Here is a 22,804-nt window from a genome sequence, read left to right as displayed (position 1 = left end):
TATACAAAATATTGTTTGTGGAGGTGTGCAAGGGTTGGTTAAGTACGTTTTGAAAAAACTGCTATTTATGCTGCTATCGCTTTTCATACTCGCATCGATGACTTTCTTCCTGATGAAGGCCATTCCTGGTGACCCTTTTACATCGGAGAAAAAAGTCTCACCTGAAATTCGGGTTCTCCTCGAAGAAAAGTACGGTCTGAACAAACCGATGTATGAACAATACCTGAAGTACATGGGTGGGATTGTTAAAGGAGACTTCGGAGTTTCAATGAAGTATCTAAACCGGGATGTCTCTGACATGATTGGTGAAACATTTACAGCTTCGTTGAAGCTAGGTATCTTTGCAATCATCATCTCTATCATTGTAGGGGTATTGCTTGGTCTGCTTGCAGCAGTATATCACCGTAAACTGATTGATGATGTAACTATGGTGCTTGCTGTCATAGGGATCGCTGTACCGAGTTTCTTGCTCGCATCCTTATTACAGTATGTGTTTGCGTTTAAACTAGGCTGGTTTAACGTTATGGGCTTTGATGGGCCGCTTGACTATGTTCTGCCTGTTGCTGCTCTGTCCGCATCACCGATTGCTTTTATCGCACGTCTAACGCGTTCAAGCATGCTGGAAGTTTTACATGCAGACTATATCAAAACGGCGAAAGCCAAAGGTTTGAAATGGCCTGCCATCATGTTTAAGCACGTTGTACGGAACGGTATTTTGCCTGTTGTTACGTATGTAGGACCAATGACCGCTAACATTATTACAGGTTCTGTTGTCATTGAGCAGATCTTTAACATTGGTGGAATTGGCAAAGTATTTGTCGAAAGTATTACGAACCGGGATTACACTATGATCATGGGAATTACTATTTTCTATGGTATTCTCCTAATGTTAGCGCGTTTCCTTACAGATATCGCTTACGTATTGGTTGATCCTAGAATTAAGCTGGAAAGCCGGAAGGGGGCATAACGTTGTCTGGCATGAATAATAACAATAATGGAACGGCGAACACTGACCTGAACAGTCAGGCAGCGGTAAAGCCGCAAGAGAGTATTTCCCTTTTTAGAGACGCAATGTACAGACTGGCAACCAATAAAGCGGCAATGATTAGCCTGGGTGTGCTGGTGCTTGTTGTACTGTTTGCTATAATTGGACCAACTTCTTTGTTTACGAAGTACAATTATTATTCCAATGATTTGCTTAATTCGAACGCTGCTCCAAGTGCGGATCACTGGTTTGGTACAGATGATCTGGGCCGCGATGTATGGGTAAGAACATGGGTAGGCGCGCGTGTCTCCTTGACAGTAGGTCTGGCTGCGGCGTTGATTGACCTTGTGATCGGGGTCATCTATGGTGCGATCATGGGTTTCTACGGTGGACGAGTTGATGGGATTATGAATAAGTTCTCCGAGATTTTGTACTCATTGCCTTACATGCTGGTTGTTATCCTGTTGCTGGTTGTTTTGGAGCCAAGTCTTACAACGATTATTATTGCGCTCACTATTACAGGCTGGATTAGTATGTCCTGGATTGTACGTGGTGAGATTATGCAACTGAAAAATAGAGACTTTATCCTTGCTGCAAGATCGATGGGGGCAAGTACTGGACGTCAATTGTTCCGCCACTTGTTGCCAAATGCAGTTGGGCCGATTATCGTTACATTGACATTGTCCATTCCAAATGCGATTTTTGCTGAGGCATTCCTGAGTTTCCTCGGTCTGGGTGTATCTGCACCAAGATCTTCCCTTGGATCCATGATTAACGATGCACTTACGGGCTGGACGCTGTATCCATGGCGGATGTGGTTCCCGGCTGGTTTGATGGTTGTTACAATGCTTGCATTTAATTTGCTCGGTGATGGGCTGCGCGACGCACTTGATCCGAAATTACGTAAATAGAAAGAGGAGGTGGGATTATGGAGCCGATTTTAACAGTCAAAGACTTAAGTGTATCGTTTTCGACGCGCTCGGGTGAATTTGATGCCGTTAAAAATGTGAGTTTCGAAATTGGCAGAGGAGAAACGCTAGGGATCGTAGGTGAATCCGGTAGTGGTAAGAGTGTTACCGCCCAGACGATCATGAAATTGATCCCTTCCCCGCCTTCGAAGGTTAAGAGCGGAGAAATTACGTTTCACGGGCAGGATTTGCTAAATAAGACAGATAAACAAATGGAATCTATTCGTGGTAAAGATATCGGTATGATCTTCCAGGATCCAATGACTTCCTTGAATCCTACAATTAAAATTGGTAAACAGATTACGGAAGTATTGCGTAAACACCAAAATATGTCCAAGCAGGCAGCGAACAAAGCTGCTCTTGAGATGCTTGAACTTGTAGGAATCAAAAATGCAGCGATTCGCATGAATCATTATCCGCACCAATTCTCTGGTGGTATGCGTCAGCGTGCGATGATTGCAATTGCACTTGCTTGTCGTCCGTCTTTGCTGATTGCGGATGAGCCGACAACAGCACTCGACGTTACCATTCAGGCTCAAATTCTGGATGTCATGAAAGACATGCAGAAAAAGCTTGGAACATCCATTATGCTGATTACTCATGATCTTGGTGTTGTAGCGGGCATGTGTGACCGTGTAGTTGTTATGAAGGAAGGCGAAGTTGTAGAAACAGGGACAACGGCTGAAATCTTCAGTAACCCACAGCATCCTTACACGATTAAATTGTTGAATGCTCTCCCGCGTCTGGACGAGCCGAAAAAAGAAAAGCCAACTCCGGCAGGTATTGTCAAAGGAAGTAACAAGCCTTTGGTTCAAGTGAAAAACCTGAAACAATACTTTAACCTTGGCAAAGGTAATATCCTTAAAGCTGTAAACGATGTGAGCTTCGACATCTTTGAAGGAGAAACACTTGGTGTTGTAGGTGAGTCAGGTTGCGGGAAATCGACGACTGGACGCACTATTCTGCGCCTTTATGAACCAACGGGCGGAAGTGTTAACTTCAATGGTACAGACATTTACAAATTGTCTCCGCGCAAGATGAAAGAAATGCGTAAAGACATGCAGATGATTTTCCAAGATCCATATGCCTCACTGAATCCGCGTTTTAACGTTATGGATATTATCGGAGAGTCTTTGGATATTCACGGGCTGGCAACAAGTTCTAAAGAGCGCAAGAGACGGGTAGAGGAGCTATTAGACCTCGTAGGTCTTAACCCAAGTCATGCTTTGCGTTATCCGCATGAATTTTCCGGTGGACAAAGACAGCGGATCGGGATTGCGCGTGCACTTGCTGTTGACCCTAAATTTATCATCTGTGATGAGCCGCTTTCTGCACTGGATGTATCCATTCAGGCTCAGGTTGTTAAATTGCTTGAGGAATTGCAGCAACGCCTTGGATTGACGTACCTCTTTATCGCCCATGACTTGTCCATGGTGAAACATATCAGTGACCGTGTTGCTGTTATGTATATGGGTAAAGTGGTAGAATTGGCTGAGAGTGAAGAGCTGTACGCGAATCCAATTCATCCATACACCAAAACATTGCTTTCTGCGATCCCTGTTCCAGATCCGGAAGTAGAAGCGAATAAACGCCGCATTTTGTTGCCGGAAGAACAATCTGGCCCAATTCAAAATGCATCGGGCGGTCCTAAAAATGATCCGTATAATTTGGAAAATGCTCAATTGATTGAGGTTTCCAAAGGGCACTGGGTGTCAGAACCTTACGTATAATAGTTTCGAAAACGAATATGCTATTATATACATCATAACCGCCGATTTAAATCGGCGGTTTTTTTTATATTATTTATGACTTTGCTTTGACGAAGAGCTACTGAATTCGGTACAATCAAGGAAGGCTCTTTAGAAGCAGAATAGGAGGCAGACCTCATGAAAGGGATCACCGAGGCGCTCCGCAGCGGATCAAAGCTTGCAGAGGATTATATCTGTATGACAGATGCTGCGCGAAGCCTTTACGAATATAACATTCGCTGGGAAGATGGCCTCCACGCGCGTGCTGAATGGCTGAAACAATCGGAGCATACACGTGTTGACCGTCGTGAACTGGCGGCGTATTTACGTTTATATAATAAGCGAGTAAATGATCATGACAAGGTTCATGCTTCAATTACCCGCCTTGTTGAAGAGAATGCACTCGTCGTTACTGGGGGACAACAGAGCGGCTTGTTCACTGGACCATTGTTTGTGATATACAAGGCGGCTAGTGTGGTCGCAGCTGCGCGTGAAGCAGAACAGCAATTGAAACGTCCAGTTATTCCTGTGTTCTGGATTGCGGGCGAAGACCATGACTGGGATGAGGTAAATCATACGCATTTACCTGATACGCAAGGACAGATTCACAAAGTCAAACTGCAAGGACATTTTAAAGGCAGAGATTCGGTAAGTCGTGTGGAAGTGAAGTGGGAACAGTGGAGGACGGTACTGCAGCAGGTAGAACAATTGTTGCCTGATACCATTCATAAGCCGGAGTTAATAAAGCTGGTTACAGAAATCCATCAGTCCACTACGAATCTAAGTGATGCGTTTGCGCGAATGATATCAGCTTTGTTTGCAGGCACTGGACTGGTACTCATGGATGCTGCTGATCCTGAATTGCGTAAGTTAGAGAAGCCCATATTCGAGCGTTTAATTCGGAAGAATGATTCGTTGCGTGAAGCCTATTTACAAGGAGCATCGCTTGTAGAACAAGCTGGTTATGCTATGCCAGCAGAAGTAGCTGAAGATGGGGCCAATCTCTTTTATATTCATGAAGGCACCCGCTTGTTATTAACGCTGAAAGATAACCTGTATCAAGATCGAAAAGGGCTGGTGTCTTTTACGGAGGAACGTTTGTTACAAGAATTAGCAGATCATCCTGAGCGTTTCAGTAACAATGTGCTCACCCGACCTTTAATGCAAGATTCATTGCTGCCTGTGGCGGCAGTTATTTTAGGGCATGGAGAAATTGCATATTGGGGACTGACTCGCGAAGCGTTCCGTACTTTTGGGCTACAAATGCCGATATTACTTCCACGCCTTTCCTTCACAATTATGGAGGATGTGCAGTGCAAATATATGAAACAATACGGACTTTCTTTCCAGGATGTACAGAACCAATTGGAAGAAAAGAAAGCACAGTGGCTGGCTCAGCAGGAAACATTCCAGGTTGACGAGCAGTTCACACAGATCCGTGAGCAATTTATGGCGCTTTATCGTCCGCTGCTGGATCAGGTTGCAGAAGTGCATCCAGGATTGAACCGGATCGGTGAAGCGAATTTAGCCAAAATGAACGAACAGATTCAGTATTTGGAACGTCAGACTCGCAAGGCTATTGAGGATAAACATCAAGTGAGTTTGAGGCATTGGAACGGTATTCAAAATGCTCTGTTCCCAATGGGCAAACCCCAGGAACGAGTACATAATGCACTCTTTTACCTGAATCGTTATGGAACCGACTGGATCGAGGAACTGATTCAAGCATCTACTGACTTCCGGGGAGAACACAAGGTTATATCCCTGTAAGTATCTATTTAGATTATATTGATCTTTATAATAGAAGAAACACATTTGAGGAGGAGATAAAGTGACCACATCTGCATTACAAAACAGCATCGTCAAAGATATAGGGCTTGCTGCTGAGGGCCATTTGAAAATTGATTGGGTCGAGGCGCATATGCCAGTGTTAAACCGGATTCGTCGTCAATTTGAGCAGGATTTGCCTTTTAAAGGTCTGAAGGTATCGATTTGCCTTCACCTGGAAGCTAAAACTGCATATCTGGCAAAAGTCATTCAGGCTGGTGGTGCTGAAGTGACGATCACGCACAGCAACCCACTGTCTACTCAAGATGATGTTTGTGCGGCTTTGGTAGAAGACGGTGTGACTGTTTATGCGAAATATAATCCTGAGCCAGCCGAGTTCAAAGCACTGCAACTCCGTGCTCTTGAAGCGAAGCCTGATCTCATTATTGATGATGGTGGGGATTTCGCAACGATCATTGCTTCTGAGCGTCCTGATCTTGCAGCAACGATTCGCGGGGGCGCAGAAGAAACGACAACAGGTATTATCCGTTTGAAAGCATTGGCGAAAGAAGGACAACTGAAATTCCCGATGGTTGCGGTAAATGACGCATATTGCAAGTATCTGTTTGATAACCGTTATGGTACGGGGCAGTCTGCATTTGACGGTATCATTCGGACAACGAATCTGGTGGTCGCAGGTAAAAATGTTGTTGTAGCTGGGTATGGCTGGTGTGGTAAAGGAGTGGCCATGCGTGCAAAAGGTTTGGGTGCCAATGTCATTGTAACTGAAATTGACCCGATCAAAGCTGTGGAAGCACATATGGATGGTTTCCGGGTTATGACGATGCTGGAAGCAGCAAAGTTGGGTGATTTCTTTATTGCGGTAACAGGGAACAAGGATGTTATTACGGGTGAACATTACGATGTTATGAAAGACGGAGCTATTTTGAGCAACGCAGGTCACTTCGACGTTGAGGTTAACAAACCGGAGCTTGCCAAACGTTCCGAATCCATTCGTACTGTTCGCCGCAACATTGAGGAGTACCGTTTCAAAGATGGGCGTAAAATGTATCTTCTCGCCGAGGGTCGCTTGGTAAATCTGGGAGCGGCTGACGGACATCCGGCCGAGATCATGGATACTACGTTTGCACTGCAAGCACTAGGTTTGCGTTATGTGAGTGAAAACTATGAATCTCTTGGTAAAAACGTAGTTAATGTTCCCTATGATATTGATCAGCAAGTGGCGAGTTATAAGCTGGAAAGCCTGAATATTGCCATTGATTCTTTATCCGCTGAGCAAGAAAAATACTTGGATAGTTGGAAATTTTAAAGGTTATCCAATAATTACAAACAGCTAAACTGCTTCAAAAGTAGTAGAATGGTGTATTGAAGATATGGCTCATGTACGGGTGCACATACGATCGCCCGTAACCGGGAAACGTCTTTGGTCCTGAATGACAGGATCGAAGGCGTTTTTTTCGGTGAAATTAAATAAAAAAATAGAAAAGTCAAGAAGGGTTTTGATTTTTTTAACCGAATCTATTATGCTTAGGTGGTGGAAAGTGGGGCAAAGTGGGGGAAAAGGGTGAGGAGTGAGTGCGGCAATGTTTATGGGCGAGTTTCAACATAGCATTGATGATAAAGGCCGGGTCATTATTCCGGCTAAATTCCGCGAATCTCTTGGATCCACTTTCGTTGTCACACGAGGTTTGGACCAGTGTCTTTTCGTGTACCCCATGGAGGAGTGGGGGGTCATGGAACAGAAACTCAAAGCACTGCCGCTGATGAAATCCGACGCACGTGCGTTTACCCGGTTTTTTTTCTCAGGTGCAACTGAATGTGAACTGGATAAACAGGGCAGGGTAAATCTGCCGGGTAACCTGAGAGAGTATGCCAAATTGGACAAGGATTGCGTTGTTCTTGGCGTGTCGACCCGGGTGGAGATTTGGAGCAAAGGCATATGGGAAAGTTATTTCAATCAATCCGAAGAAGCATTCAACGACATTGCCGAAAAGCTGGTCGATTTTAATTTTGACTTATAAAGTAAGGAGGGGTGCAGGTTGTTTCACCACATCACCGTACTCAAAGAAGAGGCAACCGAGGGATTAAACATCAAGCAGGACGGTATATACGTGGACTGCACTTTAGGAGGGGCGGGACACAGTTCCGTGATTGCATCCAAGCTAGGTCCGGGGGGACGTCTGATCGCACTTGATCAGGATGATTGGGCTTTGGACAATGCACGCGAGAAACTCGCTGCTTATGAAAACCAGGTTACATTGGTGAAAACCAATTTTAGAGATTTGGAGCAGGTTCTCAAAGATCTTGATGTTCCTATGAAGGATGGTGTACCACAGGTTGATGGAATTCTGTATGACCTTGGTGTGTCATCACCACAGTTTGATGAAGGAGAACGTGGATTCAGTTACAATCACGATGCACCGCTTGATATGCGAATGGACCAGGATGCACTTTTGACAGCCAAGGAGATTGTGAATGAATGGCCAGAAGCAGAGATTGCGCGAATTCTGTATCGCTATGGTGAAGAGAAGTTTTCCAAACGGATTGCTCGTGTTATTGTGAATCGACGTAGTCAGTCTGAAATCGCAACGACAGGTGAACTTGTGGAATTGATCAAAGAAGGTATTCCTGCAGCAGCCCGCCGTACAGGTGGACATCCTGCGAAGCGAAGTTTTCAGGCGCTGCGTATTGCTGTGAATGATGAACTTGGGGCTTTTGAAGAAGGACTGCATCAGGCTGTTCGTTGTTTAGCGCCAGGGGGGCGCGTATCTGTTATCACCTTCCATTCCCTTGAGGACCGGATATGTAAACAGATCTTCAGCAGCTATCTTGAAAAATGTACATGTCCACCTGACTTTCCGTTATGTGTATGCAATGGTAAAGGGACGTTACGTCTCGTCAACCGAAAACCGCTGATTCCAACAGAAGCGGAACTGACCGAGAACTCTCGTGCACGATCAGCCAAGTTGCGTGTAGCTGAGAAATTGTAGAATAAAAGTGGAGAGGAGCCTTCTAATGGCATATACACGCGGCAATCTAGCGGTCAAAGAAAAAGCCCAGGAACGTGTAACGCAGCAGAGGTACAAGGAAACAACCAAAGTCGTGACACGTCGCACAGGTCTGCCAGCCCGTGAAAAATTTTTATACCTGATCACACTCTTAGCCGTCATTATTGTAGGTGGTGCTCTGATGTCTCGTTACGCTCATATTTATGAACTAAACAAGCAGGCTCAGTCGACCATTGTAAAAATTAAAGAGGCTGAGAAGACCATTGCCGATTTACGGGTGGAGAGAGAAACATTGAATAACCAGGTTGTCGAGAATGCAAAAAGGCTGGGTTACGTAGAAGCTTCCGATAAGGATGTTATTTTTGTACCACGCTCAACAACGAATACATCAACAGGTACTGAATCATCCTCGAAGGCAACCAGTAGCAAGTAAAGAGGTGTTTCGATGGTAAAAAGAATAAAAATGCGCACGTTGTTAATAGGGGGATTCATTACCCTCTTTTTTCTTGTACTCGTAACCCGTATATTTTTCATTCAGGTCGTTAATGGTGACAAATGGCAGGAGCGTGCGGCGGGTCTAATCGAAAGGGAACAGACGATCAAGGCTGCTCGTGGAACGATTACAGATCGAAATGGGAATGTGCTTGCTACGGATTCGCCAGCGTATACCGTTTCGGTTAATCCGCTCCTGATCAATCAGTTGGGGATTGAGGACGAGGTGACGACAAAATTGTCCGCACTGCTCAAGAAAAATGAGAGTGAGATGCGTGCTCTGGTTACAGCGAAAAAAAGTGATGGAGATTTTTTTCAACAACGTGAAGTACGCAGTGAAGGGTACAAAATTAGTCCTGAACTTGCCGGAAAAGTAAACGAGCTGCGCGAAGAGCTTCAGGATGAACATAAGGCAAAAAATGCAATTGTCATGACGCAGGAATCCAAACGTTTTTATCCGGAAGAGTCGCTTGCCTCTCATGTGCTGGGTTATATGAGTCGTGATGGCAAAGCTGTCAATGGGCTCGAAGTCTCGTATGACGACGTGCTGACAGGCACAGATGGTTTTCTCAACTATCAGAAGGACGCTAAAGGAACTAAACTACCCAATTCACAGGATAACTACTTGCCTCCAAAGAATGGTAAAAATCTGAAGCTGACGATTGATGATACCATCCAGCTGTACATTGAGAGTGCAATGAAAGAAACGATTGCGAAATATAACCCGATGAGTATGACCGTCATTGCAGCCGATCCAAACACGATGGAGATTCTGGGGATGGCAAACTGGCCAACGTTTAATCCGAATACGTATGCGAGCACGCCGGATCAGAAAAACTTCATCAACCATGCAACGCAGTCGATCTACGAACCAGGTTCCACATTCAAAATTGTTACGCTTGCAGGAGCCGTGGAGGAAAAATTGTTTGATCCGAATGCTACATTTGAATCCAAGCCAACGCGTATCGGTGGTTATACCATCGGTGATAACGGTCATTCATATGGACGAATCTCTTATCTTGAAGGCGTGAAGCGTTCCAGTAACATTGCCTTTGTCAATCTTGGGTACAGCATGCTTGGGGGAGAGCGGTTGCGTCACTATATCGATCAGTTCGGTTTTGGTAAAAAGACGGGCATTGACCTGCCAAGTGAAGCGGCTTCGCCAATCAAACCTCTTGTATACAAATCAGAGATTGCTACCGCAGCATATGGTCATGGTCTCGTACAAGTAACACCGATCCAGCAGTTATCTGCCATCTCGGCGATTGCAAACGGCGGTAAGTTACTCCAGCCTCATCTCGTGAAGGAGATTATTAACCCGAATGATGGCACAACGGAAGTGATCAAGCCGAAAGTGATTCGACAGGTCATCTCGCAAGAATCGGCCAAGCTTGTTGGCGGTTATCTTGAGCAGGTCGTAGCAGATCAGACAATAGGCACAGGACGTAATGCCTATATCGAGGGATATCGCGTTGCGGGCAAAACAGGAACGGCGAGAAAAGTTATTAACGGTCAATACAGTAAAAACAAAGATGTTGTTTCGTTTATCGGATTTGCACCGGTCAACAATCCGAAGATTGCGATGTTGATTGTGATTGACCAGCCAGACGGTACAAACATTGGCGGAGGAACTGCAGCGGCTCCAGTGTTCAAAAAGGTTGTAAGCCAGACGTTGCAATATATGGGCATACCGAAAGATACAGCCAAATCAACAGACAAAAAATCAAAGGATTTAGCTGTCGTACAGGCTAAGGCTCCAGACTTGAGTGGTAAAACGGCCAAACAGGCCAGAAGCCAGCTTCTCAGCTCCGGAATTGCTTACGTCACGCTTGGTCAGGGTGAGAACGTGATTCGCCAGTATCCACAAGCGGGTGCTTCGATGAATCCAGGCCAACGAGTCTACTTACTGACGGAAGAAAGCAGTAAAATGAAGATTCCAGATCTGACAGGTGAATCTCTTCGTGATGCATTGGAGGTTCTTTCACTGATGAAAGTAGGCGTAACAGTCAAGGGTGAAGGCTATGTCGTGAAACAGAAGGAGCAGGTGTCAGGTGAGCAACGAACGGTGCAGCTAACCTTACAGACAGCAAAGGCAGCGGTAACCGGTATTGCTGATGAAGCACCGGATTCTTCTGATCCGAATGCGAAAAACCAAGACAAAAATACGAAAACAGCTGATGAGGGTAAAACGGAGGGGGCTGACCCGCCAGGAAGCGCCTCGAATCAGAGTCAGTCTGACAAGCAAAAGGGTCAAGACGAAACATCTGGTAAACCAGCTACTGAAGGGGCTTCCCTGCCATAGACTGCATAGACAGCTTGTTCTAACCCCCGGTTGTCCTGAATATTCATGAATGAGACAGTTCATGATTTTGGGACGAGTGGGGGGATCTTTTCGTGAAGGGAACAAGTGTTAATCTGCGACGCAGGTTGCTGTGGAGTTTGTTGATTCTGGTTATGTTATTTTCGGCCTTGGTCATCAGGCTTGCTTATGTACAGTTAGGGAAAGGGCCGGAGTTATCGGCCAAAGCGGAGGAATCTTGGCGTCGTAACATTCCGTACACGGCTAAAAGGGGAGAGATTCTGGATCGAAACGGAACTTCTCTAGCCTACAATGTGACAACCCCAACGATCATGGCGATCCCGGCTCAAGTTAAGGAAGCGGAGACAACAGCCAGATCGCTGGCACCGCTACTGGGTATGACAGAAGAGAAAGTGCTGGCAACCATCAAGAAACGAGAATTGATTGTACGACTACAACCCGGTGGCCGCAAAATTACGATGGAGAAAGCTCAGCGCATCCGTGATTTGAAGCTTCCGGGTATCGTTGTTGCCGAGGATAACAAACGTTTCTATCCGTATGATGATCTAGCTGCTCATATTCTCGGATTTACAGGGATTGATAATCAGGGACTGACTGGCGTTGAAAAAAGATATGATGACAAGCTGAATGGTTTAAATGGGAGTGTATCCTACTTGTCCGATGCGGCCGGAAGGCTCATGCCGGGCTCATCTGAGAAGTATGTGGAACCGAAGGACGGGCTTAACCTCAAGCTGACCATTGATAAATCCATTCAGTCGATTATGGAACGGGAATTGGATCAGGCCATGGTTAAGTTTCAGGCCAATTCCGCTTTGGCTATTGCAATGAATCCCAAAACAGGAGAAATTTTAGGGATGTCTAGCAGACCAGGCTACGAGCCGGCAGATTATCAGCAATATCCTTCCGAAATTTATAACCGGAACTTGCCCATCTGGATGACGTATGAACCGGGTTCAACTTTCAAAATTATTACACTGGCTGCTGCGCTGCAAGAAAAAAAGGTAAACCTGCAGCATGATCAATTTTTTGATCCCGGATTTGTAGAAGTTGGCGGAGCACGCTTGCGCTGTTGGAAAAAAGGTGGACATGGAAGCCAGACTTTCCTTCAAGTGGTGGAGAACTCCTGCAACCCTGGATTTGTTGCTTTGGGACAAAAGCTTGGTAAAGAATCGTTGTTCTCCTACATTAAAAATTTCGGTTTTGGTTCCAAAACTGGAATTGATCTTAGCGGAGAAGCGAGTGGTATTCTTTTCAAATTAGCAAATGTAGGGCCAGTTGAACTTGCAACGACCGCCTTTGGGCAGGGGGTATCCGTAACCCCCATTCAGCAAGTAGCAGCGGTATCGGCTGCCATCAACGGTGGCAAGCTCTATAAACCTTTCGTTACGAAAGCCTGGGTACATCCAGAAACCGGAGAGGTGCTTGAGGAAGTAAAGCCTGAACTCGTTCGCGAGGTCATCTCGGAGGATACGTCCAAACAAGTACGAGAAGCGCTCGAAAGTGTTGTTGCCAAAGGTACGGGTCGTCCAGCATTTATCGATGGATACCGGGTTGGAGGCAAAACAGGTACAGCCCAGAAGGTTATTAACGGGCGTTACTCGTCGAGTGAGCACATCGTTTCGTTTATCGGGTTTGCTCCGGCTGATGATCCGCAGATCGTAGTATACACCGCTGTAGACAATCCGAAAGGTATTCAGTTTGGCGGTGTCGTTGCAGCCCCCATCGTACAAAATATTTTGGAAGATTCGCTCCATTATATGAATGTGCCTGTACGTAAGGACCAACTCGCTAAAGAGTACAAATATGGTGAAACCAAAATTGTGACGGTTCCTGATCTTACTGGGGCTACGGTGGAAGATTTGTACGAGGATCTCAACATGAACTTTATGCTGGCGAAGTCGGGCAGTGGCAAATACGTAATTAATCAGGCACCTAAACCAGGAGCAAGAGTAGAGCAAGGCTCAACGATACGTATCTATATGGGCAACGTCCTGAAAGAGGATGGGCATGATCATTCGAAGCACGAATAAAGTTCTCGAATGGATCGTTTAGTGACGCTCTTATAAAGGCTTAAACGGAGATTCAGTCTCACACCGCAACAAAATTCAGGGGATCGCGTTTCATTATTTGGTGATCTGGTCGATATTAATACTATAGGAATCTGTGGATACAGAAGTATATTTGGAAAAGTGAGGTTATTCATGTGCTTTTAAAACAGTTTGAATCCAAGTTGATTACCGCCCGTCTCGTGGGCGACCCCCATACAGAATGTCACAACCTTCAGACAGATTCCCGGCAAGTCAAACCGGGTGATCTGTTTATCTGTCTTCCGGGACATACGGTCGATGGACATGATTATGCAGATAAAGCAGTTCAGGCCGGAGCATCTGCTCTCGTTGTGGAACGGCAGCTTGACTTGCCTGTACCGCAGTTGATCGTGAAAGACAGTCGCTTTGCGATGGCAGTTCTGTCTGACTTCTTTTTTGATTCGCCAAGCCGCAAGATGAAAATGATTGGTATAACAGGAACGAACGGCAAAACAACAACGACGTATTTGATTGAAAAAATTATGAGCGATTACGGTCAGAAAACCGGACTGATCGGTACCATCCAGATGCGTTATGATGGGCGCACTTACCCGATGTCGGGAACAACACCTGAAGCTTTGGATTTGCAACGTAGTTTGCATGATATGGTTCAGGCTGGTACGGAATGTTGTGTTATGGAAGTTTCTTCTCATGCATTGGAGCAAGGGCGGGTGAAAGGCACGGATTTCCGTACAGCGGTGTTTACAAACCTGTCTCAGGATCATCTCGATTACCATCATTCCATGGAGGAGTATCGGGGAGCTAAGGGGTTGTTTTTTGCTCGGCTGGGTAACGGTTATGCGGAAGATGCTGCCGAGCGGAAGTATGCAGTGATCAATGCGGATGATCCAGCCGCGGATTATTTTATTGCTGTAACGGCTGCTGAGGTTATTACATACGGCATGGAAGAACAAGCGGATGTTCGTGCATCTGCAATTTCAATCACAGCTCAGGGGACGACCTTTCATGTAGATACCTTTGCGGGTAGCGCAGACATTGAGCTGCGTATGGTAGGTAAGTTCAACGTGTACAATGCGATGGCAGCCATCTCGGCAACGCTGGTGGAAGGTGTTCCACTGGAAGAAATCAAGCGTAGTCTGGAAACCGTACCGGGTGTCGATGGCAGGGTAGAAGCTGTCAATGAAGGTCAGGCATTCGCGGTTATCGTTGATTATGCCCATACACCGGATGGACTTGAAAATGTACTGCGTACAGTCAATGAGTTTGCGGAAGGACGTGTCATCTGCGTATTTGGGTGCGGAGGTGACAGGGATCGCACAAAACGCCCATTGATGGGTAAGATTGCTGCGAAGTACAGTGATTTTGTATTAGTGACTTCTGACAACCCGCGGACGGAAGATCCGGCTCTGATCCTCAAAGACATTGAGCAAGGTTTGCTGGAAGAGTCTGTTCCGTCTGAGCGCTACACAATGATCGTGGATCGGCGTCAGGCCATTCATGAAGCTATTGAAATGGCAAGCCCGGCCGATGTAGTATTGATTGCGGGCAAGGGTCACGAGACTTATCAAATTATTGGAACAACCAAGACAGATTTCGATGACCGGATCATAGCCAAAGAAGCGATAAGGGGCAAATCCAATTGATAAAACGAACATTAGCGCAAATCGCCGATATGTGTGGTGGCACACTAAGTGATGCCGCGGTTTATAGTGAAATTATCGCCGAAGGGGTATTTACAGATTCACGTAAACCGGTGGCAGACAGTTTGTTTATCCCTTTGGTGGGTGAACGTTTTGATGGGCACGAGTTTGTGCAAGCTTGTCTGGAGCAGGGTGCTGCCGGTGCGATGTGGCAAAAGAATCATGGTGTTCCCCCGCAGGGAGCTGTTATTTTGGTGGACGATACCTTGGCTGCACTACAGACACTTGCATCGGCTTATCTTCATGAGAACAAGGCAGCTGTCGTTGGCATCACAGGCAGTAATGGGAAAACAACAACCAAGGATATTGTTAACGCGCTTCTCTCTTCCACATTTAAGGTGCATAAAACGCAGGGCAATTTCAACAATCATATCGGTCTGCCGCTAACGGTATTGAGTATGACTCCAGACACGGAAATCATCATTTTGGAGATGGGCATGAGCGGTCGCGGTGAAATCTATGACCTTTCTGTCATTGCTCAGCCGGATGTAGCAATCATCACGAACATTGGCGAATCGCATTTGCTTCAGCTTGGCTCAAGACTTGAAATTGCTAGAGCAAAGGCTGAAATTGCTGCTGGTATGAAACCTGGCGGATTACTCATATACAACGGAGACGAGCCTTTAATCGCTCAGGTGCTTGAAGAGTCTGCAACGAAGCAGCCAGAGGGCATGCAGCGGTTTAGATTTGGGTTACAAACGGATAATGATGATTATCCAACAGGGCTGATGAATGCGCAGCACGGGATGGTGTTTACAACCAAACAGTCTGGCGACAAAGCCTATACCCTTCCCTTGCTGGGTACGCACAATGTAATTAACTGTTTGGCTGCCATGACCGTAGCACGTCATTTTGGGGTGACTGAGGAAAATATGGCAACAGGCTTGTCACAGTTGAAATTGACAGGTATGCGTATCGAGGTTACACAAGCGGTCAGCGGACTTACTCTCCTGAATGATGCATATAATGCAAGCCCGACTTCCATGAAGGCTGCGATCGATGTGTTAGAAGGGTTAAAAGGATATCGGATGAAAGTGGCTGTACTGGGAGATATGCTGGAGTTAGGTTCGGAGGAGCAGCAGCTTCATCATGAAATCGGAACGTATATTACTCCTGATAAATTGGATAAAGTGCTGGTATACGGTCCATTATCTGTGCATATTGCTGAGGGAGCAAAGAAGCATATGGCAGCTGAAGCTGTGCATGCTTTTGATAATAAAGAAGAATTAACCCGTTATCTGCTGGAGAATCTTCATCCGAAAGATGCAGTTTTGTTTAAAGCCTCACGGGGCATGAAACTGGAGGATGTAGCTCAAGCACTGCAGACGGCACCATTACAGAATCGAGTAGACTAGAGGGGTGAACCCATGGATTTTCAGGTATTACTGTTAACAATCGGCGTTTCATTTATTTTGGCGGTGATTGCCGCACCGCTGCTTATTCCGCTCTTGCGGCGGATGAAGTTCGGACAACAGGTCAGGGAAGACGGGCCTCAGAGCCATTTGAAAAAAAGCGGAACCCCAACGATGGGCGGAGTTGTAATCTTACTTGCGTTCACGCTGGCGTTTCTTAAATTCTCAGCGGTCAAAAACACAGACTTTTATGTATTGCTTGTCGCTACGCTGGGATTTGGTCTCATTGGTTTTTTGGATGACTATATCAAAATTGTTTTCAAGCGTTCGCTTGGACTGACTGCCAGACAAAAAATGCTGGGGCAGCTGCTTTTCAGTGCCCTCATGTGTTATTTACTTATTCAAAATGGACACAGCACCGCGATTTCTATTCCGGGAACTTCGGTTTCGTTTGACTGGACGGGATGGTTTTATTATCCGTTTGTTGTGTTTATGATGCTGGCCATTACCAATGCGGTTAATTTTACGGATGGTTTGGATGGTCTTCTCTCCGGTGTAAGTGCGATTGCTTTTGGCGCGTTTGCTATTGTGGCAATGCAGGCAACGTCGATGCCAGCGGCAGTGTGTGCAGCTGCCATGATTGGGGCTGTTCTGGGATTCCTGGTTTACAATGCACATCCGGCCAAGGTGTTTATGGGCGATACGGGTTCACTCGGAATCGGCGGTGCCATTGGTGCAATTGCCATCGTTACGAAGACAGAACTTCTTTTTCTCGTCATCGGCGGTATTTTTGTAATCGAGGTCCTTTCCGTTGTGATCCAAGTCGTATCCTTCAAAACTCGTGGTAAACGTGTATTTAAAATGAGCCCGATCCACCATCACTTCGAGCTTAGTGGCTGGTCAGAATGGCGGGTTGTCATTACCTTTTGGGCGGTAGGTGCTATTTTGGCCGCTCTTGGACTTTATCTCAACAAGGGGTTGTAAATTATGAATCATCCAGAAACATATCGCGGACAACAAGTTGTCGTGCTGGGGCTTGCGAAGAGCGGCGTACAAGTTGCCAAGGTGCTGCATCGCGCAGGAGCTGACGTTATCGTAAACGATAAAAAAGACAGAGAACAGTGTCCCGAAGCTTCCGAATTGGAGGCTTTGGGAATTTCTGTTGTATGCGGGGGACATCCGGATGATCTCATTCACCGTGATGTGAAGCTGGTCGTTAAAAACCCCGGTATTCCGTATCATGCTGCTCCTGTGCAACAAGCACTTGAATTAGGGATTGAAGTGGTGACCGAGGTAGAGGTAGCATATCACCTTTGCGGGGCACCTATGATCGGGATTACCGGTTCTAATGGGAAAACAACGACAACAACTTGGGTAGGAAATATGCTGGAACAAGCAGGTTTGAATCCCATTGTCGCTGGTAATATTGGAACACCTCTCTGTGAGGCTGCAGAGCAGGCTACCGCTGATAACTGGATGGTCGTCGAGCTGAGCAGCTTCCAGCTCAAAGGCACGGTAGAGTTTCGTCCGCGTATTGCTGCGCTCCTTAACGTGGCAGAGACGCATCTGGATTATCATGGGGGCATGGAAGATTACGTAGCTTCCAAAGCAAAGCTGTTTGCCAATCAGCAGCCAGATGACGTTGCTGTTCTCAATTGGGATGATGCGGTATGTCGTGAACTCATTCCTTATATCAAGGCGAGGTTAATTCCATTCTCATTAACGGAAAACCTGGAAACAGGCGTGTATGCAGATCCGCCTTATGTTGATGGAGAAGAGGATGATGTAAAGCGTCAGGTGATCTATTCGGATGGTGCAGGCCATCGAGAGGTAATCATCGATGTGGAGGACATTGGCATACCTGGGCGTTTTAATGTGGGTAATGCGCTGGCTGCAGTAGCTATTGCAATCGCAGCGGGCGCTAACCCGTCAAAGCTGGCTGCTCCGCTGGCTGATTTCAAAGGTGTTGAACATCGACTGGAGTACGTGTTGGAACATAATGGCTCAGTTTATTACAATAATTCGAAAGCTACCAATTCCAAAGCAACGGTAATGGCATTGAATTCCTTTAAGGAACCTGTTGTATTGATTGCGGGCGGACTAGATCGCGGTTCGGATATGATGGAACTGTTGCCGGCATTAGAGGAACGTGTCAAAGCATTGGTGGTTCTGGGTGAAAACCGTGCTAAAATGGCTAAAGTTGCGGAACTTGCGGGACTAAAGCAAATTAAGGTCGTCGATAATGAGGAGGACGCTGCCCGTACGTTGACGGTTGCCGTTCAGGAAGCAGCAAGGCTGGCTGAACCGGGGGATGTTGTTTTGTTATCGCCTGCGTGTGCAAGCTGGGACATGTTTGCCTCCTATGAAGAACGGGGACGCATTTTTAAAGAGGCGGCGCATAACTTGTAAGTAGGGGGGTGGAAAAGCCCCTACTTCCATGCAAGGGGTGGCCTCCTGATGAAACAGACGCGACCGGCGCCGGATATTTGGCTCCTGATTTGTATTTTGGCTCTGCTAGCCATCGGCATCATTATGGTGTATAGCGCAGGCTCAGTACTTGCGTTCCGCAACTATGGCGATTCATTTTATTTTGTGAAAAGGCAGATTTTATTCGCCGTGCTTGGGCTTGCAGCCATGTTTGTAACAGCGAATGTGGACTATAGGGTATGGCGAAAATATGCTAAACCGATTTTAATTATCTGTTTTATCATGCTCATTGCTGTATTAATTCCGGGAATCGGTGTCGTTCGCGGCGGTGCACGCAGCTGGCTGGGGATTGGTTCTTTCGGTATCCAGCCTTCCGAGTTCATGAAACTGGGTATGATCTTGTTTTTGGCCCACTGGCTAAGCAAAGACCCTGGAAAAATTAAAACTTTTACAACGGGGCTGTTGCCTCCGCTTGGGCTGATGGGGCTGGCTTTTGGCATAATTATGTTGCAGCCGGATTTAGGTACAGGCACCGTGATGATGGGGGCATCCATGCTTATCATTTTCACGACCGGAGCACGAATGAAACATCTCGCTTTGCTTGCGCTTGGTGGGGTCGCAGGATTCGCGGCACTTGTTGCAGCGGCACCCTATCGGTTGCAGCGAATTACAGCTTTTCTGGATCCGTGGTCTGATCCGCTGGGTGCAGGTTATCAGATCATTCAATCGCTCTATGCGATCGGTCCAGGTGGACTGGCTGGTCTTGGGCTAGGGATGAGTAGACAGAAGTACAGTTACGTGCCTGAACCGCAGACGGACTTTATATTTAGTATTTTGGCGGAAGAACTCGGTTTTATTGGTGGAATGATTGTATTATTATTGTTTCTGGTGCTGGTGTGGAGAGGAATGCGTGTAGCGATGACGGTTCCAGAGTCCTTTGGAAGCCTGCTGGCTGTGGGGATTATTGGTATGGTTGCTGTGCAGGTCATTATAAATATCGGTGTAGTGATTGGACTCATGCCTGTCACAGGGATTACACTGCCGCTGATCAGTTATGGCGGATCATCGCTGACGCTCATGCTCACCGCACTCGGTATATTATTGAATTTATCCCGTTATGCGAGGTGACTTATACGATGCGAGTCGTTCTTAGTGGCGGCGGTACGGGGGGGCATATTTACCCGGCCGTGGCCATAGCAAGACAATGTGAGGCGGAGAATGCCGACTCGACGTTTTTATACATTGGCGGTACACGAGGACTTGAAAGTAAGCTGGTTCCTCAGGAAGATATCCCTTTTAAATCGATTGACATTACAGGTTTCAGGCGTAAGTTATCCTTTGAAAATGTGAAAACGATTATGCGTTTTGTTCAAGGGGTAAGGAAATCAAAAAAAATGCTGAAAGAATTCAAGCCGGACGTTGTTATCGGTACAGGCGGTTATGTCTGCGGGCCTGTGGTCTATGCAGCGGCAAAGCTTGGAATACCAAGTGTGATTCATGAACAGAATGCGATCCCGGGACTGACGAACAAGTTTCTCATGCGTTATGTAGATACGGTTGCTGTCAGTTTCGAAGGATCTGAAAAATCATTCTCGGGAGCCAAAAAGGTAATCTATACCGGTAACCCGCGAGCGACAACGGTAGCTCAGGCCAGTCGGGATCGTGGGTTTGCAACACTAGGGGTTCCGATGGACAGTCGTGTTGTGCTTGTCGTTGGCGGCAGCCGTGGGGCTAAAGCGATCAATCAGGCGATGATTGAAATGGCACCAATGCTGGAACAGCTGGATGATGTACATGTCGTTTACGTTACAGGTGAGACCTATTTCGATGAAACCCGTGAAGCGATCCGTAGTTCTTTGGGAACGATGCCTAATCATCTGCATGTACTTCCTTATGTACATAACATGCCCGAAGTGCTCGCTTGTACCTCTTTGATTGTGAACCGTGCAGGAGCCTCGTTCCTTGCGGAGATTACATCTCTTGGTATTCCATCGATTCTGATTCCATCACCAAACGTAACCAACAATCATCAGGAAGCTAATGCGCGTACCCTTGAAAAAGGAGGAGCCTCACTCACAATGCTGGAGAGAGAGCTTACAGGCAAAGGTCTGTATGAAGCCATTGCAGGCATTATGAATGACGAATCAAGGCGTAAGCAGATGGCAGATGCTTCTCGAAAATTAGGGAAACCAGATGCAGCAAAAGTGCTCGTAAGCGAAATTAAGCGTCTTGTTGCAAAACGACAATAGGTGTTTGAACGCATTCATGGGCGATTGTCACACACCAGACGGGACTGACATAAGATACGGTATAAATCGTGACAATCGTTCCATGATACCGCAGTACAGCATCGTATCGGCAAAGGTGCAACTAGGGGTGAAGACGTGAGTTTGCCAAGCGGTAGTGCTGGTAATGATCGGTGGAACCAAGGGATGGATTGCGGAGCCTCATGGATCGGATGTGTCACGGATAATTCAATTCGCTGAGATTGACTGGGGACAATGGATATGCATTTCATTGTTCAATCAGGCCAAGCGACAGCAGAGGACGTCATCACCCTTATGCAGTCTATTCAAAGCACTATATCATCTCATTGCGGTATCCATCCGGTACCGTATGTCTTCGCAGTGGGTGAGCGTAAACCCCGGAGGTGATACATTGGACAAATTGGTGATTGAAGGTGGGAGACCCCTATCAGGATCCATACGCATCCATGGAGCAAAAAATGCTGCTTTACCGATCATGGCCGCAAGTTTGCTCGCAGACGGAGAAATTACGCTGCACAACGTTCCACACTTGCTGGACATCGAAGTAATGCTGTATATCCTGGAACGACTTGGATGCACATGTCGGCATGAGCAGGGAACAGTGACGATCAATACGTCGCTCGTCCGGTCACATGATGTGCCAGAGGATCTTATGAAGCAAATGCGCTCTTCCATTTTTCTGATGGGGCCATTGCTTGCGAGGTTTGGGAGAGTATCTGTATATCAGCCGGGTGGCTGTGCGATCGGGGAACGTAAAATCGATCTTCACCTCCGGGGGCTGGAAGCACTCGGAGCACAGATTGAAGAGCAAGATCAGCAAATTATCTGTCATGGAGCTAATCTGACAGGTACGGATATTCATCTGGATTTTCCGAGTGTTGGAGCTACTGAAAACATCATGATGGCTGCTGTGCTTGCAGAGGGCACAACGACGATTTTTAACGCAGCGAGAGAGCCTGAGATTCAGGATTTGCAGCATTTTCTGAATGCAATGGGAGCACGAATTATGGGTGCCGGTACGGATACAATCACGATAAATGGTGTTGAGAAGTTGCAACCTTGCACCTATGAGATCATACCGGACCGGATTGTCGCTGGAACCGTCATGATCGCTGCTGCTGCAACCCGAGGCAATGTTACGCTTACACACTGCAATCCGGCACATCTTACTTCGCTTATTCATGTGTTAAAGCGCACTGGTGTTCAAATCACAGTCTGCAATGATATAATGACTGTGAGTTGTATGACACGCCCAAAATCGGTGGATCGTATCGTGACTTCTCCATATCCTTCGTTTCCAACGGATCTTCAATCACAGATCATGGTGCTGCTCAGTTTGGCAGATGGATTCAGTGTGATGAAGGAAACCGTGTTCGAAGGTCGGTTTAAACATGTGGATGAACTGAATGTCATGGGAGCGGATATATCGGTTGATTTGAATGCAGCCTTTATTCGTGGAGTTCCAAGGCTATATGGTGCTACTGTAGAGGCGACAGATCTTCGCGCGGGTGCAGCATTAGTTATTGCAGGTCTGGCGGCTCAAGGTAAAACCATTGTGGAGCAAGTGCACCACATTGACAGGGGATATGATCAGATCGAAAAGTTATTCCAGAGTCTTGGAGCCTCGGTGGAGAGACAGTCTACTGTTTCGAAACAGTTGGATTTTGCCAATTAACGTCCTTGGCGTCCCCTTCTTGGAAG

General features: G+C 46.6%; 17 protein-coding genes. All 17 read left to right on the top strand.

Translation table 11 applies throughout. The features are described 5' to 3' along the window. Positions 1 to 34 precede the first annotated feature (34 nt). The 17 genes from EC604_RS02170 (at position 35) to murA (ending at position 22,778) form a co-directional block, all read left to right on the top strand. On the top strand, positions 35 to 967 hold the full coding sequence (locus EC604_RS02170; RefSeq protein WP_123062539.1) for an ABC transporter permease: 933 nt from the start codon (positions 35 to 37) through the stop codon (positions 965 to 967). Between the two features lie 11 nt (positions 968 to 978). After that, positions 979 to 1,896, top strand: a complete 918-nt coding sequence (locus EC604_RS02165; protein ID WP_240036646.1) for an ABC transporter permease — start codon at positions 979 to 981, stop codon at positions 1,894 to 1,896. 17 nt (positions 1,897 to 1,913) lie between these two features. Beyond that, the gene (locus tag EC604_RS30785; protein WP_123062537.1) at positions 1,914 to 3,683 is read left to right on the top strand and encodes an ABC transporter ATP-binding protein; all 1,770 of its coding nucleotides are present in this window, start codon (positions 1,914 to 1,916) and stop codon (positions 3,681 to 3,683) included. Between the two features lie 156 nt (positions 3,684 to 3,839). Next, positions 3,840 to 5,471: a bacillithiol biosynthesis cysteine-adding enzyme BshC gene (bshC, locus tag EC604_RS02155; protein WP_123062536.1), complete on the top strand. Its 1,632-nt coding sequence runs from the start codon at positions 3,840 to 3,842 to the stop codon at positions 5,469 to 5,471. A gap of 61 nt (positions 5,472 to 5,532) precedes the next feature. Then, positions 5,533 to 6,798, top strand: a complete 1,266-nt coding sequence (locus EC604_RS02150) for an adenosylhomocysteinase (protein WP_123062535.1) — start codon at positions 5,533 to 5,535, stop codon at positions 6,796 to 6,798. Between the two features lie 274 nt (positions 6,799 to 7,072). Next, on the top strand, positions 7,073 to 7,510 hold the full coding sequence (mraZ, locus tag EC604_RS02145; RefSeq protein WP_123062534.1) for a division/cell wall cluster transcriptional repressor MraZ: 438 nt from the start codon (positions 7,073 to 7,075) through the stop codon (positions 7,508 to 7,510). Positions 7,511 to 7,528: 18 nt separating this feature from the next. Next, positions 7,529 to 8,479 (top strand): 16S rRNA (cytosine(1402)-N(4))-methyltransferase RsmH, encoded by a 951-nt coding sequence (gene rsmH, locus EC604_RS02140; protein WP_123062533.1) that lies wholly within the window; start codon positions 7,529 to 7,531, stop codon positions 8,477 to 8,479. Between the two features lie 25 nt (positions 8,480 to 8,504). Further along, complete coding sequence (locus EC604_RS02135) at positions 8,505 to 8,930, top strand: hypothetical protein (protein WP_123062532.1); 426 nt, start codon at positions 8,505 to 8,507, stop codon at positions 8,928 to 8,930. A gap of 12 nt (positions 8,931 to 8,942) precedes the next feature. Beyond that, a complete protein-coding gene (locus EC604_RS02130) occupies positions 8,943 to 11,291 on the top strand; it encodes a penicillin-binding transpeptidase domain-containing protein (RefSeq protein ID WP_123062531.1) in 2,349 nt (782 codons plus the stop codon). Positions 11,292 to 11,443: 152 nt separating this feature from the next. Further along, the gene (locus tag EC604_RS02125) at positions 11,444 to 13,339 is read left to right on the top strand and encodes a stage V sporulation protein D (protein WP_430538735.1); all 1,896 of its coding nucleotides are present in this window, start codon (positions 11,444 to 11,446) and stop codon (positions 13,337 to 13,339) included. 173 nt (positions 13,340 to 13,512) lie between these two features. After that, complete coding sequence (locus tag EC604_RS02120) at positions 13,513 to 15,000, top strand: UDP-N-acetylmuramoyl-L-alanyl-D-glutamate--2,6-diaminopimelate ligase (protein WP_123062529.1); 1,488 nt, start codon at positions 13,513 to 13,515, stop codon at positions 14,998 to 15,000. Beyond that, positions 15,000 to 16,412 carry a UDP-N-acetylmuramoyl-tripeptide--D-alanyl-D-alanine ligase gene (locus tag EC604_RS02115; protein WP_123062859.1) on the top strand — a complete coding sequence of 471 codons (1,413 nt, stop codon included), beginning with the start codon at positions 15,000 to 15,002 and terminating at the stop codon, positions 16,410 to 16,412. The genes EC604_RS02120 and EC604_RS02115 overlap by 1 nt, the downstream gene beginning before the upstream one ends. Before the next feature lie 12 nt (positions 16,413 to 16,424). After that, positions 16,425 to 17,393, top strand: a complete 969-nt coding sequence (gene mraY / locus EC604_RS02110) for a phospho-N-acetylmuramoyl-pentapeptide-transferase (RefSeq protein ID WP_123062528.1) — start codon at positions 16,425 to 16,427, stop codon at positions 17,391 to 17,393. A 3-nt stretch (positions 17,394 to 17,396) separates the two neighbouring features. Further along, positions 17,397 to 18,818, top strand: coding sequence for a UDP-N-acetylmuramoyl-L-alanine--D-glutamate ligase (gene murD, locus EC604_RS02105; protein WP_123062527.1), 1,422 nt, complete (start codon positions 17,397 to 17,399; stop codon positions 18,816 to 18,818). Between the two features lie 48 nt (positions 18,819 to 18,866). Further along, positions 18,867 to 19,964 carry a stage V sporulation protein E gene (gene spoVE / locus EC604_RS02100; protein WP_123062526.1) on the top strand — a complete coding sequence of 366 codons (1,098 nt, stop codon included), beginning with the start codon at positions 18,867 to 18,869 and terminating at the stop codon, positions 19,962 to 19,964. Positions 19,965 to 19,972: 8 nt separating this feature from the next. Further along, positions 19,973 to 21,085, top strand: coding sequence for an undecaprenyldiphospho-muramoylpentapeptide beta-N-acetylglucosaminyltransferase (gene murG, locus EC604_RS02095; protein ID WP_123062525.1), 1,113 nt, complete (start codon positions 19,973 to 19,975; stop codon positions 21,083 to 21,085). Positions 21,086 to 21,452: 367 nt separating this feature from the next. Then, positions 21,453 to 22,778: a UDP-N-acetylglucosamine 1-carboxyvinyltransferase gene (gene murA / locus EC604_RS02085; protein ID WP_345789249.1), complete on the top strand. Its 1,326-nt coding sequence runs from the start codon at positions 21,453 to 21,455 to the stop codon at positions 22,776 to 22,778. The last annotated feature ends 26 nt before the right edge of the window (positions 22,779 to 22,804 follow it).

This window comes from Paenibacillus amylolyticus (genome assembly GCF_003719335.1).
Classification (GTDB): Bacteria; Bacillota; Bacilli; order Paenibacillales; family Paenibacillaceae; genus Paenibacillus; species Paenibacillus amylolyticus_D.
Note: the sequence above shows the minus strand (reverse complement) of the source record. Positions and strands in the feature narration are given on the sequence as shown.

What these genes read in the sequence shown, in the direction of transcription:
- murG (WP_123062525.1), top strand. Translation starts at nt 19,973, where the DNA reads ATGCGAGTCGTTCTTAGTGGCGGCGGTACGGGGGGGCATATTTACCCG.
- bshC (WP_123062536.1), top strand. Translation starts at nt 3,840, where the DNA reads ATGAAAGGGATCACCGAGGCGCTCCGCAGCGGATCAAAGCTTGCAGAG.
- EC604_RS02135 (WP_123062532.1), top strand. Translation starts at nt 8,505, where the DNA reads ATGGCATATACACGCGGCAATCTAGCGGTCAAAGAAAAAGCCCAGGAA.
- murA (WP_345789249.1), top strand. Translation starts at nt 21,453, where the DNA reads ATGTCTTCGCAGTGGGTGAGCGTAAACCCCGGAGGTGATACATTGGAC.
- mraZ (WP_123062534.1), top strand. Translation starts at nt 7,073, where the DNA reads ATGTTTATGGGCGAGTTTCAACATAGCATTGATGATAAAGGCCGGGTC.
- EC604_RS30785 (WP_123062537.1), top strand. Translation starts at nt 1,914, where the DNA reads ATGGAGCCGATTTTAACAGTCAAAGACTTAAGTGTATCGTTTTCGACG.
- EC604_RS02125 (WP_430538735.1), top strand. Translation starts at nt 11,444, where the DNA reads ATGTTATTTTCGGCCTTGGTCATCAGGCTTGCTTATGTACAGTTAGGG.
- EC604_RS02130 (WP_123062531.1), top strand. Translation starts at nt 8,943, where the DNA reads ATGGTAAAAAGAATAAAAATGCGCACGTTGTTAATAGGGGGATTCATT.
- murD (WP_123062527.1), top strand. Translation starts at nt 17,397, where the DNA reads ATGAATCATCCAGAAACATATCGCGGACAACAAGTTGTCGTGCTGGGG.
- EC604_RS02165 (WP_240036646.1), top strand. Translation starts at nt 979, where the DNA reads ATGAATAATAACAATAATGGAACGGCGAACACTGACCTGAACAGTCAG.
- mraY (WP_123062528.1), top strand. Translation starts at nt 16,425, where the DNA reads ATGGATTTTCAGGTATTACTGTTAACAATCGGCGTTTCATTTATTTTG.
- spoVE (WP_123062526.1), top strand. Translation starts at nt 18,867, where the DNA reads ATGAAACAGACGCGACCGGCGCCGGATATTTGGCTCCTGATTTGTATT.